We start from the raw sequence: 17,745 nt of genomic DNA, 5'->3' as shown, positions 1-17,745 counted from the left end.
ACTAGGCTGGGCTACATCATGACTGAGACCTCCACCGCTGCCAGCCCTGCCGTCCCGGCCCCTGGCTCCAGCGACATCCGCGTCCGCTTCTGTCCCTCTCCCACCGGCACCCCTCACGTGGGGATGGTGCGTACCTGCCTGTTCAACTGGGCCTACGCCCGGCACACCGGCGGCACCTTCGTCTTCCGCATTGAGGACACTGACGCCGCTCGTGACTCTGAGGAGTCCTTCAACGCCATCCTCGACTCCTTGGCCTGGCTCGGCCTGGACTGGGACGAGGGCGTGGGCAAGGGCGGCCCGCACGAGCCCTACCGCCAGTCCCAGCGCATGGACCTGTACAAGCAGGTGGCAGCCGAGCTGCTGGAGGCCGGCTACCTGTACGAGTCCTTCTCCACCCCCGCCGAGATCGAGGAGCGTCACAAGGCGCGCGGTGAGGCCCCCAAGCTTGGTTATGACGGCTTCGACCGGGACCTGACCGAGGAGCAGAAGGCGGCCTTCCGTGCTGAGGGGCGCGAGCCGGTGCTGCGGATGCGGATGCCGGAGGAGGACATCACCTTCGACGACCTCGTGCGTGGTCCCATCACCTTTAAGGCCGGCAGCGTGCCGGACTACGTGGTGGTACGCGCCAACGGTGACCCGCTGTACACCCTGGTCAACCCCGTTGACGACGCCGCCATGGGGATCACCCACGTGCTGCGCGGAGAGGACCTGCTGTCCTCCACGCCGCGCCAGGTGGTGCTCTACCGGGCGCTGATGGCGATCGGCCGCGCCAGCGTCATGCCGCAGTTCGGCCACCTGCCCTACGTCATGGGGGAGGGCAACAAGAAGCTGTCCAAGCGTGACCCGGAGTCCAACCTCCTCATCCACCGCCACCGCGGCATGATCCCCGAGGGCCTGCTCAACTACCTCGCCCTGCTGGGATGGTCTTTGTCCAAGGACCAGGACGTCTTCTCTCCCGAGCAGCTCGTGGCGGCCTTTGACGTCCACGACGTCAACCCCAACCCAGCCCGCTTCGACCCCAAGAAGTGCGAGGCGATCAACGCTGAGCACGTGCGCCTGCTTGAGGCTGAGGACTTCCGCAACCGGCTGGTGCCCTACCTGGCGGATGTCTACCCCGACCCGGCGGACCCCGACTGGCAGGCCCACCCGCTGGTCAGCGCAGCGAGCTTCGGCGAGCTCAGCGCGCGCGAGCAGGAGGTGCTCACCGCGGCGGCCCCGCTCATCCAGACCCGCGTCCAGCTGCTGGGGGAGGCCCGAGACATGCTCGGCTTCCTCTTCGTGAGTGACGATGCGCTCCAGCTCGATGAGAAGGCGGTGTCCAAGCTGAAGGACTCCGCGCCGGCCGTTCTGGACGCCGCCATCGCTACCCTGGAACCGCTGACGCAGGAGCAGTGGACAACGGAGCGGCTGGAGGAGGCCCTACGGGCCGCCATCGTGGAGGGCTTGGAGATCAAGCCTCGCCTGGCCTTCGGACCGCTGCGCGTGGCGGTGACCGGGCGCCAGGTCTCCCCGCCGCTGTTTGAGTCGATGGAGATCCTGGGTCAGGACTCCAGCCTGGTGCGTCTGCGTGCGCTGCGCAGCCAGCTGGGCTGAGGCGCGAGCCTGGAGAATGGGGCGGCGTCCCGTGGGATGCCGCCCCATTCTCTATGTGTCTGTACTCACGCGCTGTCAGTTTGCCCTGATGTGGGCTCGCGTGTAAATTACTTCCCGCTGCTCCGAGCGGGCCACCGCCCGGGAAGCACCATTCTTTGGGGTATGGTGTAATTGGCAACACAGGTGATTCTGGTTCATCCATTCTAGGTTCGAGTCCTGGTACCCCAGCGAGAGCGAAGGAATTCGGTCAGCTGAGTCTGAAGTGATCCTGACGAATTCATGTGACTGATTTCTTTTTCTCGGCATAAGTGAATATGCAAGGCCCCGTTCGTCTAGCGGCCTAGGACACCGCCCTCTCACGGCGGCAGCACCGGTTCAAATCCGGTACGGGGTACGGATCAAGAATCCATGTGCGGATTCATGATCGAGGCCCCGTTCGTCTAGCGGCCTAGGACACCGCCCTCTCACGGCGGCAGCACCGGTTCAAATCCGGTACGGGGTACCACGCTGATCGCCCGGCTGCTCACGCAGCCGGGTTTTTTCGTGATCTCGTGTCACGATCCCGGGCGATGTCAACGTGCTCACTGACGCCCGGCGCAAGGCGGGTGGCTGATCCTTGTCATGATGCGCCTTCTGAGGGGCCTGTGTGCTCGCGCCAGCGACTGGGCGCGCAGATCACCCGGGATTGTGACAGTGGATCTCCACCTCGTCACCGCCTCTGGCTACACTGCTTGACGTGACGAACTTTCCTACGCTCAAGGCCCCCGGTCCCATCCCCGACGGTGCGATGCGCATCACGCCCTTGGGTGGTCTCGGCGAGGTCGGGCGCAACATGACCGTGTTCGAGGTTGACGGCAAGCTCCTCATCGTCGACTGCGGTGTCCTCTTCCCCGAGGAGGACCAGCCTGGCGTCGATCTCATCCTCCCCGACTTCTCCTCCATCGAGGACCGTCTGGATGACGTCGTGGCCCTGGTCCTCACCCACGGGCACGAGGACCACATCGGAGGCGTGCCCTACCTGCTGCGCCTGCGTGACGACATTCCGCTGGTGGGAAGCGACCTCACCCTGGCCTTCGTTGAGGCCAAGCTGCGTGAGCACCGCATCCGCCCCACGCTCAGGGTGGTCAGCGAGCACGAGCGCGTCCACTACGGTCCCTTCGACCTGGAGTTCGTGGCCGTCAACCACTCCATCCCCGATGCCATGGCGGTCTTCATCCGTACCGGCGCCGGCAACGTGCTGGCCACCGGTGACTTCAAGATCGACTCCCTGCCCATTGACGGGCGTATCACGGACCTGCGTTCCTTCGCGCGCTTCGCCGACGAGGGTGTGGACCTGTTCTGCGTGGACTCCACCAACGCTGAGGTCCCGGGCATGATCGGTCACGAGAACCAGATCGGCCCCGTGCTCGACGGCGTCTTCGCTGAGTCGGACCAGCAGATCATCGTCGCCTCCTTCTCCAGTCACGTCCACCGCGTCCAGCAGGTGCTCGACGCCGCCGCCCTCCACGGGCGCCGCGTCGCCCTCGTGGGGCGCTCCATGGTGCGCAACATGGGGATCGCTGCGGAGAAGGGCTACCTCAAGGTGCCCGACGGCGTCCTCATCGACGCTCGCGACGTCACCTCCCTGCCCGCTGACGAGCGCGTGCTCATGGTCACCGGATCCCAGGGCGAGCCCATGGCGGCCCTGTCCCGCATGGCGCACGGCGAGCACCGTTCCGTCACGGTCGAGGCCGGGGACACCGTCATCTTCGCTTCCTCGCTCATTCCCGGTAACGAGAACTCGGTCAACCGTGTCATCAACCAGCTCATGCGGCTGGGAGCGCGCGTGGTCCACCAGGGCAACGCCAAGGTCCACGTCTCCGGGCACGCCTCCTCCGAGGAGTTGCTCCACGTCTACAACATCGTGGGTCCGCGCAACGTCATGCCTATCCACGGCGAGATCCGCCACCTCGTGGCCAACGGCGCCCTGGCGGTCAAGACGGGCGTGCACCCGCGCAACGTCGTGCTGTGCGAGGACGGCGTCACCGTCGACCTCAAGGACGGCAAGGCCCGCATCTCCGGCCAGGTCGGCTGCGGCTACGTCTACGTCGACGGCTCCTCCGTCGGTGAGATCGACGAGACCGAGCTCAAGGACCGCCGGATCCTGGCGGAGGAGGGCTTCGTGTCGGTCTACGCCGTCGTGGAGACCAAGACCGGCACGATCCTGGCTGGCCCGGACATCCAGGCACGCGGGATGGCCGAGGACGACTCGGTCTTCGACGACGTCCTGGACGACGTCACCCGTGCCCTTCAGGACGCGCTGGACAAGGGCAACCAGGACGCCTACTCCCTCCAGCAGGTCATGCGCCGCACGGTCGGCCGCTTCGTGGGGCGCCGCCTCAAGCGCCGCCCGATGATCGTGCCCGTGGTGATCGAGGCCTGAGGAGCGGATGAGCGTGCTGCGTCCGGCCTGCTTTATCTCCACAGGCTCCGTCCTTATCGATCTTCCCCTGCGCGTGGACCACATCCCCGCGCCAGGTGGTGCCATCACGGCGGTTTCCTCCGGACCCACGGTCGGAGGCGGCTACACGGTGGTCTCCGCCGTCGCCCGTCAGGGAGTCCCGGCGGCCCTAGCCGCCACCCTGGGCACCGGCCCGAACTCCGCCCAGGTGCGTGAGTCCATGCAGGCTGACGGCGTCGAGCTCGTCGTCGAGGAGCTCGTGGGGGACATCGGCACCTGCATCACCCTCATCGAGCCGCCCGGGAGGCGGACCTTCATCACGACCGAGGGCGTGGAGGCCGAGCCCCAGATCGAGGACCTGGACCGCATCGAGCTGGTGCCGGGGGACTGGATCTACGCCACCGGCTACGACTTGGCCCACCCCTCCTCCTCGGCTGCCATCAGCCAGTGGCTGCTGCGCCTGCCCGAGCACGTGGGCCTCATCCTCGACCTCGGGCCGGTCGAGGCCGAGATCCCGGATGACCTGCTGCGCCGCCTGCTGGAGCGGGCCACCCTGCTCACCGGCAACGACCTGGAGATCAACCACCTCATCCAGCGCCTGGGCGGTGCCGACGAGCTGCGCGAGGCGACCCCGCGCGCCCTCATCGTGCGTCGTACCGGCGTGCACGGCTGCGTGCTGTGGCCGGCGGTGGGTGACCGCATCGAGGTTCCGGGCTTTGCTCGTGAGGTCCTGGACACCACTGGTGCCGGGGACACCCACACGGGGGTGCTCGTTGCCAGCCTCATGGACGGGATGGACGTGGTCACCGCGGCCCGGCGCGCCAACGCTGCGGCCGCTGAGGCGGTCTCGCGCCTGGGGCCTGCCCGTGCACCCCGGCGCGACGAGATCGACGCCTTCCTCGCTGAGGTGTGAGAGCGGCCTCGGGCGAGGAATCGGCCACGCGCGCTGGCTGCGGCGGCGTGGCGAACCGGCCTCGGACAGCGGCACAGATAGCGTCAGAGCATCATGGCCACTCGTCGTACCTCTTCGCCCTCGTCGCCCCGCGCGGGCGCCAAGCGCTCCCAGTCCGCCGCTGCCAAGCCGACCACGACTGAATCCACCTTCACGGGATCCGGTCGTTACCGGCGTACGGCATGGGCCTTCCTCATCCTCGCCCTGGCCGCGGTGACCGGACTGCGTGAGTGGTTTGGTGTCTCCGGCGCTGCGGGCGCGGCTCTCCACCACATCGCTGCCGGTCCGCTGGGCGTCCTGGGCGTCACGGTTCCGGTGCTGCTGGGCGCGCTGGGGATCGCCATGCTGCGTGTCCACCACCTGGCTCCGGTCCACGCCCGTGTGGCGGTGGGCTGCCTGGGTGTGCTCGCCGGCGTGACCGGCATCATCCAGGTTGTCAGCGGCAACCCGGCTCTCTCACGTGGGATCGCTGCGGTTGAGGAGGCGGGAGGCCTGCTGGGGTGGGTGGTTGGCTACCCCCTGGCGGTCCTCTTCTCCGCCATCGGCGCCGTCATCCTGTTTATCCTCCTCATCGCCTTCTCGCTGCTGGTACTCACCGGCGTCACGGTGGCTGACCTGCGCGAGCGCCTGTCCGGGGACAGCGGCCAGGAGTCTGACCAGGCCGAGGAGGAGGCTGACTCCCTGGCGCTGCGGCTGCTGGACCGGGTGCGTGCCCACCGGCAGGAGACCCAGACGACGTCGTTGGACTCCTATGACGGCGACGAGCCCTTCCGCTCGGCCCTCCAGACTGAGCAGAGCGAGCCGCCTGCCCGCAAGCGAGGCAGCGGACGGCGCAGCCGTCGCACTGACGACGATGCCCCCACACGTCAGCTCGCCAACCCGCAGGATGACGGCCGTGGCCCCGCAGGCCAGGAGGCCTTTGACTTTGAGGCCCAGGACGGCGCCGCAACCTCCGTGCTCGGGGAGACTGAGGCCGTCGCTCACACTGGTTCGGGTGCGGCGGCCTCGGCTGCCACGCCGGCTGAGGCGAGCGTGCCGCCCTCGGTGCCGCTGCGGCGTCGTCCCTCCAAGCAGGGGCGCCCCGGGGCGACCACGCCCCTGGACCATCGCCCGGTGCCACCCACCGAGCCCGATGCCGTGACCCAGGAGACGCCTCTGGCGGCGCTGGCCGAGGCCGAGCCGGATCTGGCCGACGAGCTGGCCATGGGCGCAGGCCTGGAGCTGCCCGACGGCACGGTCTACTCCCTGCCTGCCGATGACCTGCTGGAACCCGGCCCCGGCCACGCCACGCGGACCGAGGCCAACGACGCCATCGTCGACAAGTTGCAGGACGTCTTCACCGAGTTCGGCGTGGACGCCACCGTCACCGGCTACACCCGTGGTCCTCAGGTCACCCGCTACGAGGTCCACCTGGGACGCGGCGTCAACGTCTCGCGCGTGACTAGCCAGGCCAAGAACATCGCTTACGCGGTGGGAAGCGATGAGATCCGCCTGCTCACCCCCATTCCTGGCAAGAGCGCCATCGGTGTGGAGATCCCCAACTCTGACCGTGAGATGGTCAAGCTCGGCGACGTGCTGCGCTCGGGGGCGGCCAAGAAGCAGTCCCATCCGCTGGTGGTGGGACTGGGTAAGAACGTTGAGGGCGACTACGTCGTCACCAACCTGGCCAAGACCCCGCACCTGCTGGTGGCGGGCCAGACCGGGTCGGGTAAGTCCTCCTTCGTCAACTCCATGATCACCTCCATCATGATGCGGGCCACCCCACAGGAGGTGCGCATGGTGCTGGTAGACCCCAAGCGTGTGGAGCTGACGATCTACGAGGGCATCCCGCACCTGATCACCCCCATCATCACCAGCCCCAAGAAGGCCGCCGAGGCGCTGGAGTGGGTGGTGCGGGAGATGGATGCGCGCTACGACGACCTGGCCTCCTTCGGCTTCAAGCACATCGACGACTTCAACAAGGCGGTGCGTGCCGGCGAGGTCAAGCCCTTGGAGGGCTCGGCCCGCGTCATCAGCCCCTACCCCTACCTGCTCGTGGTGGTCGATGAGCTCGCCGACCTCATGATGACGGCCCCCAAGGACGTCGAGGCCTCCATCCAGCGCATCACCCAGCTGGCGCGTGCTGCTGGTATCCACCTGGTGCTGGCCACCCAGCGTCCGGTTGCCCAGGTGGTCACGGGCCTGATCAAGTCCAACGTGCCCTCGCGTCTGGCCTTTGCCACGGCCTCGCAGCTGGACTCGCGCGTCATCCTGGACCAGAACGGCGCGGAGACTCTCACCGGTCAGGGTGACGCCCTGTACCTGGGCCCCGGTGCCTCGGCGCCGGTGCGTATCCAGGGCTCGTGGGTCACCGAGTCGGAGATCCGCGCCGTGGTGGCCCACGTCAAGCAGCAGCTGGAGCCGGAGTATCGCGAGGACGTGATCGTCCCCGAGGTCAAGAAGCAGATCGACGAGGAGATCGGCGACGACATGGACCTGCTGCTGCAGGCCGCCGAGCTCATCATCACCAGCCAGTTCGGCTCGACCTCGATGCTCCAGCGCAAGCTGCGCGTGGGCTTCGCCAAGGCCGGACGCCTGATGGACCTGCTGGAGACGCGCGAGGTCGTAGGCCCCTCAGAGGGATCCAAGGCTCGCGAGGTGCTGGTCCAGCCCGAGCAGCTGGAGGAGACGCTCGCCTGGATCAAGGGCGAGGGAAGTGCCCCGGGAGCCGAGGACGAGGCCCACTCCGACGCCGTCGGTGCGGGTACCTCAGAGGCCGGCTCTCCCGCAGGTGGGGCCGGCACCGCCGCCGTCACAGACCGCTACGCCACCGACCCGCTCCACCGCGACCTGGTGGAGTCGGAGTCCTGGGAGGACACGGCCGCCGAGGAGGACTCGGAGGACGCCTGGAGCCTGACCGGCCGCGGCGCCTCCTGGTGAGTCCTCAACCGCGGGGCAGGGGGACCGGGGCCTCGCCCGTGGCCACGGGCACCTGGTCAGAGTAGGTCTGCGGGTTGACGATCCCGGTCACCGCCTGCCAGCGCCGCTCGATCTCCGTGGCGGACAGGCTGGTCCAGGCCGGGACGGCTCCTGCGTGCGCGGCGCCCAGGTCGAGCTGGGTGTGGCCGACGGCGTTGTCCACGGTGAAGGGGTGCCAGTGCAGCGCGTCCACGCTGACGCTCCGCTGGCCGGAGGCGTCCTCGGAGACGGTGACGTCCACCCACACGAACAGGCCGATCGTGGTCATGATCGTGCCCAGGGCCTCGGACTGGTTGGAGATGAAGTTCCCGGCCGAGTAGGACACCCACATGCCCCGCCCTCCCGGTCCGCCGGCGAGCAGCTCGTTGGTCTGGGGAACGTGCGGGTGGGCGGAGAAGAGCACGTCAATCTGCCCGGTGTCTGCAATGGCCTGGGCGTACTCCTTCTGCGACGCGACCGGATCGCGGGTGTACTCCTCGCCGATCTGGGAGTGGAGGACCACCAGGTCCGCGCCCGCCTCGCGAGCGGCGCGAGCCTGGTCCGCCGCCCACTGGACATCGTTGAGGTTGACGGCCCACGCCGGGTCCGCCGTCATGCCGTTGAGGCTGTAGGTCGTTGACAGCTGGGCGACGGTGACGGTGCGGCCCTCGCGCTGGAACTGGTAGAGCTGGTAGGGCCTGGCGGCCTCGGCCTCGGTGCGGTTGGTGCCTGAGAAGCCCATGCCATTGGCCTGGAGCGTGTCCGCTGTGGTGAGGACGCCGGACCAGCCCTGGTCCCAGGCGTGGTTGGAAGCGGTGGCGCACCCGTCCCAACCCGTGGATCCCAGGGCTGCGACCACGCCGGGCAGCGAGCCGAACATCGGGTAGCCCGAGGCTACGCCGCGTGGGGAGACTGGGACCTCCATGCCGCACAGCGCCAGGTCTACGCCGCTGTACCAGGGCTGGGAGGCGGCGATCATGGGGGAGATGTCTCCCTGGCCGCCTGCGGTGTCATTGATGACGGGCATATGAGTGAGTACGTCGCCGGCGTAGCCGATGGTGAGGTGGATATCCGGCGGCGGGGTGGGCGAGGGGGTGGGACGTGGTGAGAGCGCGGGTGAGGAGGCGAGGCTAGCGACGGCTGAGGAGGGCTGCCGGGCAGCGGGCGCCGTCGTCGCCTGGCGGGTGAGGAAGAGGTAGGTGGAGGCGCCGAGCACCGCGACCACGAGCAGGGCGAAGAGGCCTCGGCGCAGCCGGGAGCCCGAGGAAGGGCCCGCGTGGGAGGAAGCCTTGTGGGAGGCAGCCTTGTGGGAGGTGGGTCGGGCGGCGCGGCCTGGCCCGAAGGGGGAGGGATGGGAAGTCACAGGCACAGGCTAGGCTGTGAGTGATGAGCGGGATCAGCACTTCAAGCAGCCCTTCCGGAGCCGCACCCCACACCGGGCAGGCGCCGCTGGTCAATATCGCCAACGCGCTGACGGTTCTGCGCCTGGCGCTGGTACCAGTCTTTGTCTGGCTCATGCTGCAGCCGGGGGACGGGATGAGACTCGCCGCCACGCTGGTCTTCATCATTGCCTCGATCACGGACCGCCTGGACGGGCAGCTTGCGCGCTCGCGCGGGCTCATCACAAGCTTCGGCAAGATCGCAGACCCGATCGCGGACAAGGCGCTGACGCTGTCCGCTTTCATCCTGCTGTCGGTGGCAGGCCGGCTGTGGTGGTGGGTGACGATCGTCATCCTCGTGCGTGAGCTGGGGATCACCCTCATGCGCTTCTTCATGCTGCGCCGTGCCGTCATGGCGGCCTCACGCGGCGGCAAGCTGAAGACGGTCCTCCAGATCGCCGGCCTGATCGGGCTGCTCACGCCCTGGGCGATGTTCCTTCCTCATGCCGTGGCGACGGCGGTGGACCTGGTGGCCTACGTCGTGGTCGGTGCCGCCACCGTGGTCACCGTGGTCACGGGCCTGGACTACGCGCACCAGGCGGTGCTCCTGTCCCGCGGCGGGCAGGCTGACACCACGGCTGGGACCGCGCGCCGTGACGACACCCGCCAGTGAGGAGAGCGACCGTGACTGACACCCTTGGATCCAGCGGCTTGGAGGGCAGCGAGGAGCTGGCAGCGGCCTCCACGCAGGTCGAGGCCGCGCGTTTCCTGCTCTCGACGGCGCAGGAGCGCGGGCTCACGGTGGCCGTGGCCGAGTCCCTGACTGGGGGAGAGGTGGCCTCGTCGCTTGTGAGCGTTCCGGGGGCCTCGGCGGTGGTCGTGGGCGCCGTCGTCGCCTACGCCACCCGGATCAAGCAGGAGGTCCTGGGAGTCGACGCTGATCTGCTGGCCCGCCGCGGTCCGGTCGATGGTGAGGTCGCCCAGCAGATGGCTGCTGGGGTCGCCAGGCTCATGGGGGCGGATATCGGACTGGCGACGACGGGCGTGGCCGGCCCCGGGGCGGCTGACGGTCACGAGGCGGGGACCGTGCACGTGGCGGTGGTCACGTCGCAGGGCTCGCTCAGCCGTGAGCTCCATCTGGAGGGAGACCGTGACGCGGTCCGCGATGGCGCGACGACGGCGGTGCTGGCTCTCGCCGTCGGCGTGCTGGACGTGACGTGAGAAGGTCCCGGCCTGACAAGGAGGTTCCCGTGACGCTTCAAGGAATCTCCCAGTTTGACCGGTCATGATCGTGCCAACACCGCGCAGGATCGCTTCAGCGCTACGGCGATGGACTGTGATCCTGCGCGCGTGGGAATGAAACTCCGCAGTGAATGGTTGTGCCTCACGATGAACAACGCGACTCACCCCCGCACCACCCGTTCGATGCGTCCTGCTGGCAGGACGCCGATGCGACAGGCCCCCGTGGCTGGCTACGGTGCGGCTGTGGACAACACCAAGCACGAGAACGTCCTTCTGCGCCGAGAGATCGGCGAGGTCCTGCGTTCGGTGCGCCAGCACCAGGGACGTACCCTGCGCGAGGTCTCCTCGCAGGCACGGGTCTCCCTCGGCTACCTCTCCGAGGTCGAGCGCGGGCAGAAGGAGGCCTCCTCCGAGCTGCTGGCCTCGATCTGTCAGGCGCTGGACGCTCCTTTGTCCGCCGTCCTGCGCGAGGTCTCGGACCGCATTGCCCTGACTGAGGGCGTGACGATCCCGGACACCGTTCCGGATGAGCTCGTCCGTCAGCAGGGCGCCCTGCGCTGAGGCTGACACTCTCCTTGACACCTCCAGCGCTCGCGCGCTGGCACCTGCCCCCGCAGCTCGCCATGGCTGCGGGGGCAGGTGCGTGCTGGGGCGTACCGGGTTCGCGGTGGGGATAGGTGGGCGCCTGGGCGTGGGAGGGTGTGCGAGAGTGGCCCCGTGAAGCACTCTGAGTTCTGGCGCGCGGTGGAGACGGTCTATGGCTCGGCCTACGGTCGGTCCTTGGCCACGGATCTCGTGCTGCCTGGACTGGGGCGCACCTGCGAGGACGCTCTGGACGCCGGGGTGGCGCCCCGCGAGGTCTGGAACGCCTTGTGTGATGAGACTGACGCCTCGGAGACTGACCGCTGGGTCTACCGCGAGGATCCGCACGAGCGTCGGCGCCGCTGAGGCGGCGAGACCTGAGCAGGGGCTGGCGGCCAGTGGCCCGGAGGCCCGGTGGCACGGCTCATGCAGGACACGCCGAGACGGCCGATCTGACATCGAACAGATGTACGACTAGGCTCGTCCCCAGACGACGGGCTGCCCGAGCTGTCCACAGAGGTGGTTGGGTGCGGTCGTTTGTGTCGGTGGTCCGGCATACCGTCGTTCGTGAGCCCCGGAGAGGGGATCTCGCTACCAGGACCAGCCCTGCCCACCACGGCGCGAGCCGTCGACGAACACGAGGATGACCAATGCCCGCAGCACAGACCCAGGACCGTTCCAAGGCCCTGGCCACCGCTCTGTCCCAGATTGACAAGGCCTTTGGTAAAGGCTCGGTGATGCGTCTGGGGGATGACACTCGTCCTCCGGTCTCCGTTATCCCCACTGGCTCGATCGCCCTGGACGTGGCCCTCGGCGTCGGAGGCCTGCCGCGTGGCCGCATCATCGAGATCTACGGACCGGAGTCCTCCGGTAAGACCACGGTGGCGCTTCACGCCGTGGCCTCGGCGCAGAAGGCCGGCGGTAACGCTGCCTTCATCGATGCCGAGCACGCCCTGGACCCGGTCTACGCCAAGGCGCTGGGCGTGGACACGGACAACCTCCTGGTCTCCCAGCCGGATACCGGTGAGCAGGCGCTGGAGATTGCGGACATGCTCATCCGCTCCGGCGGACTGGACATCATCGTCATCGACTCCGTCGCCGCCCTGGTGCCCAAGGCGGAGATCGAGGGAGAGATGGGCGACTCCCACGTGGGTCTGCAGGCACGCCTCATGAGCCAGGCGCTGCGCAAGATCACTGGGGCCCTGTCCGCCACCGGGACCACTGCGATCTTCATCAACCAGCTGCGTGAGAAGATCGGCGTCTTCTTCGGTAACCCCGAGACCACCACCGGCGGTAAGGCGCTGAAGTTCTACGCCTCAGTGCGTATTGACGTCCGCCGCATCCAGACCCTCAAGGACGGGGACCAGCCGGTGGGTAACCGGACCCGGGCCAAGGTCGTCAAGAACAAGATGGCTCCGCCTTTCAAGCAGGCCGAGTTCGACATCGTCTACGGCCAGGGCATCTCTCGCGAGGGGAGCCTGCTGGACATGGGCGTGGAGAACGGCATCGTGCGCAAGTCCGGCGCCTGGTTCACCTACGGCACGGATCAGCTGGGCCAGGGCAAGGAGAACGCCCGTACCTTCCTCAAGGACAACCCTGAGCTGGCTGACGAGATCGAGAACAAGATCCTTGCCGCCCTCGGGATCGGTGAGCCTGGTCGCAAGGCCCGCGAGGAGGCGGAGGCTGCCGCTGCCCAGAAGGCGAGCGCCGTGGCCGAGCCTGAGGCCGGTGCTCAGGGTGGCAAGGCCGCCAGCACCACGGGGGCTAAGAGCGCCGGGACGCGGGGTGCCAAGAAAGCCAAGGCTGTGAGCGTGGATGATGCCTTTGGCGAGGAGGCCGGCGGCTTCTGATGCCCTGGCTGACACCGGACGAGCACCAGCAGAAGGTTGAGGTGGCGCGGGATATCGTCCTGCGCCGCCTGGACCGCAGCCCTGCCCCGCGAGCCGCCCTGGCGGACTTGCTGGAGCGTAGGGAGGTTGACCCCCGGGTGGCCCAGGAGGTGCTGGACCGCCTGGAGTCGGCCGGACTGATCGATGACGCTGCCTATGCGGCGACCTTGGCCCGGACCCGTTTCGCTGAGAAGGGGGCTGCGCGGCGCGCGATCGCTGAGGAGCTGCGTCGCAAGGGCGTGGGGGAGCGGGCGATTGCCTCGGCCCTGTCTCAGATCGAGTCTGGCGATGAGCGTGAGGCTGCCGTGACGCTGGCCCGTAAGAAGCTGCGCCTGACGGAGAGCCTGGCTCCTGAGGTACGTCGTCGGCGCACTCTGGCCCTGCTTGGGCGCAAGGGGTACTCCGCCTCCGTCGCTGCCCAGGCCTACGAGCAGGCGCTGTCCGAGCTCTAGGAGCGCGCGGGAGGGTCCAGGAAGAGGCGTGAGTGGCTCGTGCATCTGGCAGACGCCGTCAGGTCAGGTCCGTAGGATGGGACCATGAGCCCTCTCGATGGCGAGAACGTGCCGGTCTCCAACGCCCCTGCCCCTGCTTCCATGTCCAGCGAGGACGTCAACCTTGTTGACCTTGCTGCGCGTGCCGGTATCAGTGCCGAGCACGTCATCCCCTATGGCCGGGACGTGGCCAAGATCGATCTCTCCGTTCTGGACCAGGCCGGACACAGCGAGCCGGTGCCCGCGGACCGGGCCCACTACGTCGTCGTCACCGCCATCACCCCGACCTCCTTCGGCGAGGGCAAGTCCACCGTGGCCATTGGGCTGGCTCAGGGCCTGGCCTATCGCGGCCGCCGCTCGATTCTCACGCTGCGCCAGTCGGCCATGGGACCGACTTTCGGCATCAAGGGGGGTGCCGGCGGCTCCGGCTGCGCGCGCATCCTGCCGGCTGAGCGGATGAACCTGCACCTGACCGGTGACTTCCACGCCATCACCGCGGCCCACAACCTTCTGGCCGCCATGATTGACAACCACCTCCACCACGGCAACGAGCTCGGTATCGACGAGCGCACGCTCACCTGGCCGCGCGTCCTCGACGTCAACGACCGGGCCCTGCGCCACATCGTCATTGGACTGGGCACCCGGACGGACGGCGTGACCCGTCAGGCCTCCTTCGACATCACCCCGGCCAGCGAGATCATGGTCATCATGTCCCTGGCGACCTCGCTGAAGGACCTGCGTGAGCGGCTGGGGCGGATCGTCGTGGCCCGCGACAAGGACGGTGCGTGGGTCACCGCCGAGGACCTGGGTGCTGCTGGGGCGATGGCGGCCGTCCTCCGGGACGCCTTGGCCCCGAACCTGCTGCGCACGGGCGAGGGCACTCCTGCCCTGATCCACACCGGTCCCTTCGGCAACATCGCGACCGGCTGCTCCTCGGTCATCGCTGACCTCGTGGCAGCCCAGGGAGCGGCGGGGCACGACGCCGGCCAGGAAGGGGGCTGCGAGCCGGGCTACGTCCTGACCGAGGCTGGTTTCGGTGCGGACATGGGCTTGGAGCGCTTCTTTGACCTCAAATGCTCCGTGTCCGGAATGCGCCCGGAGGCCGCTGTCCTGGTGGTCACGGTCCGCGCCCTGAAGGCCCACTCCGGCAAGTACCGCATCGTCTCCGGCAAGGAGCTGCCCCCGGCCATGTTGGAGGAGAACCTGGAGGACGTGCGTGCTGGGGCTTCCAACATGCTCAAGCACCTGTCGATCGTGCGCGGTTTTGGCATGGAGCCGGTGGTGGCCATCAACGTCTTCCCCACGGACCACGACTGCGAGGTCGAGGAGATCCGCCGCATCGCTACCGAGGCTGGCGCGCACGTCGCCGCCGTGCACCCTGTGACCGAGGGCGGTGCCGGCTGCGCCGATCTCGCGGACCAGGTTGCGGCAGCCTGCGCCCTGGCTCGCCAGACGGGGCCGAGCCAGCCGCAGGAGACCTCCTCGCCGCAGGAGGCCTCCTCGCAGGCGGCCGACGCTGAGCGCGGTCGTCCCCTCTACGTGGCTGGAGACGACCTGCGCACCAAGATCGGCAAGGTGGCGGCCATGTACGGTGCCGACGGGGTGGACTACACCCCGGCCGCCTCCCGCTTCCTGGACGCGTGTGAGGCCGAGGGCTTCGGCCACCTCGCCGTCGTCGTGGCCAAGACGCCGCTGTCCCTGTCCCACGACCCCTCGCTCAAGGGCGTGCCCACCGGGTGGCGCCTACCGGTGCGTGAGGTGCGTCTGGCGGCCGGCGCCGGCTATGTCTACGCCATCTGCGGCTCGATCTCGACCATGCCGGGGCTGCCGTCCAAGCCGGCGGCGCAGCGGATCGACGTCGACACGCAGACCGGAGAGATCCTCAACCTGCGCTGAGGATGCCGGGCAGCCTCGGCGCGCCCATCTTGACCGTGGCTTTGCGTACGGGAACGGGGGATACGTGGCCCACAGCCCCCGTTCCCGTACACAAAACCACGGTGGCAAGGGTCTGGGGCGGAGGTACCCGTGTGACTGGCTCCATGGAGCCCGTAGGACGCTGCCTCTAGCCTCGCGGTTAGGGCACCCTTAGATTGGTGTCATGACCCGATCATGCGCCATCGCGACCACTGTCCTGACGACTGCTGGCCTCCTGGCCGCCGCAGCTGCCCTGACCACGACACTGCGCCCCGCCCGCCACCACGTGGAGGAGGTGGGCACGGACGACGGCGGTCACCGCCCACCGCGTGTCCTCATCGCTGGCGGCGGCTACGTCGGCTTCTGCACCGCGCAGGCCCTGCGCGCCCGCCTGAGCACCGACGAGGTTGAGATCGCCGTCATCGATCCCCGCCCTTACATGACCTACCAGCCCTTCCTGCCGGAGGTCGCCGCGGGCTCTATCCAGCCACGCCACGTCATCGCCTCCCACCGGCGCAACCTTGACGGCATCACGATCATCACTGGCTCGATCACAGGAATCGACCACGCTCACAAGACCGTCACCATCACCCCGCCCGTCCCCGAGTCCACCGGCGAGACGCCGACCCCCTACGAGCTCACCTACGACCACCTGGTCCTGGCGCTGGGAGCTGAGGCCCGGACCCTGCCTATCCCGGGCCTGGCCGAGCAGGCGATGGGATTCAAGCAGGTCGAGGAGGCGCTGGCGCTGCGCAACCGCGTGCTCTCTCGCATCGAGGACGCCGCCTCCACCTGGGACGCTGAGCGTCGGCGTCGGCTGCTCACCTTCGTCTTCGTCGGTGGCGGCTTCGCCGGCGTTGAGGCCATCGCCGAGCTGGAGGACATGGCTCGTGCCGCGGTGTCCAAGATCCCCAGCATCGATCAGCGAGACGTGCGCTTTGTGCTCGTCGAGGGCTCGCGGCGCATTCTGCCGGAGTTGACTGAGGAGCTGTCGGGCTACGGCCTGGAGCAGCTGCGTGAGCGCGGTATCGACGTGCGCCTGTCCACCTTCCTCACCAGCTGCGTCGAGGGGCATGTGGTCTTGTCAGACGGTAGCGAGTTCGACGCCGACACCATCGTGTGGACGGCCGGCGTCAAGGCCGCACCGGTGCTGGCTGACTCCGATCTGCCCGTTGACGCACGTGGCCGCGTGACGGCGCTGCCCACCCTGCAGGTGGTCCGCGACGGCGAGACGGTGGAGGGGGCCTGGGCGGCCGGCGACTGCGCGGCCGTCCCGGACCTTGTCTCCGACGACCCTGAGGCGACCTGCGCCCCTACCGCCCAGCACGCTGTACGCCAAGCCAAGGTCCTGGCCGACAACCTCGTGGCGACCCTGGCCGCCGGCCCTGCGGGCCACGTGGAGCTGGCCCAGTACGCCCACGAGAACCTCGGTACGGTGGCCACACTCGGGATCGGCAAGGGCGTGGCGCGCATCATGGGGCACAACCTGCGCGGCTTCACCGCGTGGACGGCGCACCGCGGCTACCACGTCTACGCCATGCCGACCCTCAACCGGAAGGTGAGGATCATGATGGACTGGTTCGCCGCCGTCGTCTTCCGCCGCGACCTGGCGAGCTTCGGTTCCGTGGCCCTGCCCGGTGCGGCCTTTGCCGCAGCCGCCCAGCACGACGCCGAGGCCGCTGCCCGCCGTCAGGCCGACTGAGCCCGCCCTGGGCCCCAGCGCCCAGGCGCCTTGAGCCCTCCCAGGCGCCATGGGCCCGGAGCCCAGGAGCTCTCACGGCAAGGAGACCGTATGACGTCCACTCGACGTCATACGGTCTCCTTGCACGATGCCGGGCTCTCAGGCCCCAGTGACCTCGGCGTCGAAGCGGGAGGCGTACTCCTCAGCGCTGAGCAGCTCGCCCTCCTGCACCACCTCGACGGTGAAGAGCCAGCCCTCGCCGTAGGGGTCCTTGTTGATGGTGCCGGGCTCGTCGACGACGGCCTCGTTGACCGCTACGACGGTGCCGGTCACTGGCGAGACAAGGTCCGAGACCGACTTGGTGGACTCCAGCTCGCCGCAGGGCTCACCGGCCTCGACCTCGGCACCGACCTCAGGAAGATCAACGAAGACCACCTCGCCAAGGGCGTCGGAGGCGACGGCGGAGATCCCGACGCGGGCAGGGGACTCACTGTTGATCCACTCGTGGTCGGCGCAGTAGCGCAGCTCCGGGCGCACAGGCTGGGACATAGGGGTTCCTTTCTTGACACGGCAGGTCGGGGCGATCCCGTCCTGCCCAGGACTTGGGTGAGGTCAGGGCCACGGCGTGGCTCGCCGTCGCCAGAA

At 68.5% G+C, this 17,745-nt stretch carries 14 protein-coding genes and 3 tRNA genes; 15 read left to right on the top strand and 2 right to left on the bottom strand.

Going from position 1 to position 17,745, the window contains the following annotated elements:
* Nucleotides 1–18: 18 nt before the first annotated feature.
* From gltX to CYJ26_RS02455, 7 genes are all read left to right on the top strand, one after another.
* On the top strand, nt 19–1,593 hold the full coding sequence (gene gltX, locus CYJ26_RS02485) for a glutamate--tRNA ligase (RefSeq protein WP_101637871.1): 1,575 nt from the start codon (nt 19–21) through the stop codon (nt 1,591–1,593).
* A gap of 156 nt (nt 1,594–1,749) precedes the next feature.
* A tRNA-Gln gene (locus CYJ26_RS02480) sits at nt 1,750–1,821 on the top strand.
* A 93-nt stretch (nt 1,822–1,914) separates the two neighbouring features.
* Nucleotides 1,915–1,987 (top strand) — tRNA-Glu (locus CYJ26_RS02475).
* A gap of 35 nt (nt 1,988–2,022) precedes the next feature.
* Nucleotides 2,023–2,098, top strand: a tRNA-Glu gene (locus tag CYJ26_RS02470).
* Between the two features lie 282 nt (nt 2,099–2,380).
* Nucleotides 2,381–4,015, top strand: a complete 1,635-nt coding sequence (locus CYJ26_RS02465) for a ribonuclease J (protein ID WP_006549408.1) — start codon at nt 2,381–2,383, stop codon at nt 4,013–4,015.
* Nucleotides 4,016–4,022: 7 nt separating this feature from the next.
* Entirely contained in the window at nt 4,023–4,946 is a 924-nt protein-coding gene (locus CYJ26_RS02460; RefSeq protein WP_006549409.1) for a PfkB family carbohydrate kinase, read from the top strand.
* 93 nt (nt 4,947–5,039) lie between these two features.
* Entirely contained in the window at nt 5,040–7,904 is a 2,865-nt protein-coding gene (locus tag CYJ26_RS02455) for an FtsK/SpoIIIE family DNA translocase (RefSeq protein WP_034236959.1), read from the top strand.
* Between the two features lie 4 nt (nt 7,905–7,908).
* On the opposite strand, the gene CYJ26_RS02450 is transcribed toward CYJ26_RS02455, so the two are convergent.
* Nucleotides 7,909–9,285, bottom strand: coding sequence for a CapA family protein (locus CYJ26_RS02450; protein ID WP_101637870.1), 1,377 nt, complete (start codon nt 9,283–9,285; stop codon nt 7,909–7,911).
* A gap of 23 nt (nt 9,286–9,308) precedes the next feature.
* Between CYJ26_RS02450 and pgsA the strand changes: the two genes are divergently transcribed.
* From pgsA to CYJ26_RS02410, 8 genes are all read left to right on the top strand, one after another.
* Nucleotides 9,309–9,974 carry a CDP-diacylglycerol--glycerol-3-phosphate 3-phosphatidyltransferase gene (gene pgsA, locus CYJ26_RS02445; RefSeq protein WP_101637869.1) on the top strand — a complete coding sequence of 222 codons (666 nt, stop codon included), beginning with the start codon at nt 9,309–9,311 and terminating at the stop codon, nt 9,972–9,974.
* 38 nt (nt 9,975–10,012) lie between these two features.
* Nucleotides 10,013–10,522: a CinA family protein gene (locus tag CYJ26_RS02440; protein WP_034237010.1), complete on the top strand. Its 510-nt coding sequence runs from the start codon at nt 10,013–10,015 to the stop codon at nt 10,520–10,522.
* A 168-nt stretch (nt 10,523–10,690) separates the two neighbouring features.
* Nucleotides 10,691–11,104, top strand: a complete 414-nt coding sequence (locus tag CYJ26_RS02435; RefSeq protein WP_180950818.1) for a helix-turn-helix domain-containing protein — start codon at nt 10,691–10,693, stop codon at nt 11,102–11,104.
* A gap of 156 nt (nt 11,105–11,260) precedes the next feature.
* A complete protein-coding gene (locus CYJ26_RS02430) occupies nt 11,261–11,491 on the top strand; it encodes a DUF3046 domain-containing protein (protein ID WP_006549415.1) in 231 nt (76 codons plus the stop codon).
* Nucleotides 11,492–11,775: 284 nt separating this feature from the next.
* Nucleotides 11,776–12,975: a recombinase RecA gene (recA, locus tag CYJ26_RS02425; RefSeq protein WP_006549416.1), complete on the top strand. Its 1,200-nt coding sequence runs from the start codon at nt 11,776–11,778 to the stop codon at nt 12,973–12,975.
* Nucleotides 12,975–13,466: a regulatory protein RecX gene (locus tag CYJ26_RS02420; protein ID WP_101637868.1), complete on the top strand. Its 492-nt coding sequence runs from the start codon at nt 12,975–12,977 to the stop codon at nt 13,464–13,466. The genes recA and CYJ26_RS02420 overlap by 1 nt, the downstream gene beginning before the upstream one ends.
* 141 nt (nt 13,467–13,607) lie before the next feature.
* On the top strand, nt 13,608–15,401 hold the full coding sequence (locus CYJ26_RS02415; protein WP_034237011.1) for a formate--tetrahydrofolate ligase: 1,794 nt from the start codon (nt 13,608–13,610) through the stop codon (nt 15,399–15,401).
* A 202-nt stretch (nt 15,402–15,603) separates the two neighbouring features.
* Nucleotides 15,604–17,121: an NAD(P)/FAD-dependent oxidoreductase gene (locus CYJ26_RS02410; protein WP_034236968.1), complete on the top strand. Its 1,518-nt coding sequence runs from the start codon at nt 15,604–15,606 to the stop codon at nt 17,119–17,121.
* A 138-nt stretch (nt 17,122–17,259) separates the two neighbouring features.
* Here the strand turns inward: CYJ26_RS02410 and gcvH are convergent, their stop codons facing one another.
* Nucleotides 17,260–17,649: a glycine cleavage system protein GcvH gene (gene gcvH / locus CYJ26_RS02405; RefSeq protein ID WP_101637867.1), complete on the bottom strand. Its 390-nt coding sequence runs from the start codon at nt 17,647–17,649 to the stop codon at nt 17,260–17,262.
* Nucleotides 17,650–17,745 lie beyond the last annotated feature (96 nt).

This window comes from Actinomyces urogenitalis (assembly GCF_002861525.1).
GTDB classification, from domain to species: Bacteria; Actinomycetota; Actinomycetes; order Actinomycetales; family Actinomycetaceae; genus Actinomyces; species Actinomyces urogenitalis.
Note: the sequence above shows the minus strand (reverse complement) of the source record. Positions and strands in the feature narration are given on the sequence as shown.

Bases quoted from the DNA above. Each gene is read 5' to 3' on its own strand.
- pgsA (WP_101637869.1), top strand. From the start codon at position 9,309: ATGAGCGGGATCAGCACTTCAAGCAGCCCTTCCGGAGCCGCACCCCAC.
- CYJ26_RS02460 (WP_006549409.1), top strand. From the start codon at position 4,023: ATGAGCGTGCTGCGTCCGGCCTGCTTTATCTCCACAGGCTCCGTCCTT.
- gltX (WP_101637871.1), top strand. From the start codon at position 19: ATGACTGAGACCTCCACCGCTGCCAGCCCTGCCGTCCCGGCCCCTGGC.
- gcvH (WP_101637867.1), bottom strand. From the start codon at position 17,649: ATGTCCCAGCCTGTGCGCCCGGAGCTGCGCTACTGCGCCGACCACGAG.
- CYJ26_RS02415 (WP_034237011.1), top strand. From the start codon at position 13,608: ATGTCCAGCGAGGACGTCAACCTTGTTGACCTTGCTGCGCGTGCCGGT.
- CYJ26_RS02410 (WP_034236968.1), top strand. From the start codon at position 15,604: ATGACCCGATCATGCGCCATCGCGACCACTGTCCTGACGACTGCTGGC.
- CYJ26_RS02465 (WP_006549408.1), top strand. From the start codon at position 2,381: ATGCGCATCACGCCCTTGGGTGGTCTCGGCGAGGTCGGGCGCAACATG.
- CYJ26_RS02455 (WP_034236959.1), top strand. From the start codon at position 5,040: ATGGCCACTCGTCGTACCTCTTCGCCCTCGTCGCCCCGCGCGGGCGCC.
- CYJ26_RS02420 (WP_101637868.1), top strand. From the start codon at position 12,975: ATGCCCTGGCTGACACCGGACGAGCACCAGCAGAAGGTTGAGGTGGCG.
- CYJ26_RS02435 (WP_180950818.1), top strand. From the start codon at position 10,691: ATGAACAACGCGACTCACCCCCGCACCACCCGTTCGATGCGTCCTGCT.
- recA (WP_006549416.1), top strand. From the start codon at position 11,776: ATGCCCGCAGCACAGACCCAGGACCGTTCCAAGGCCCTGGCCACCGCT.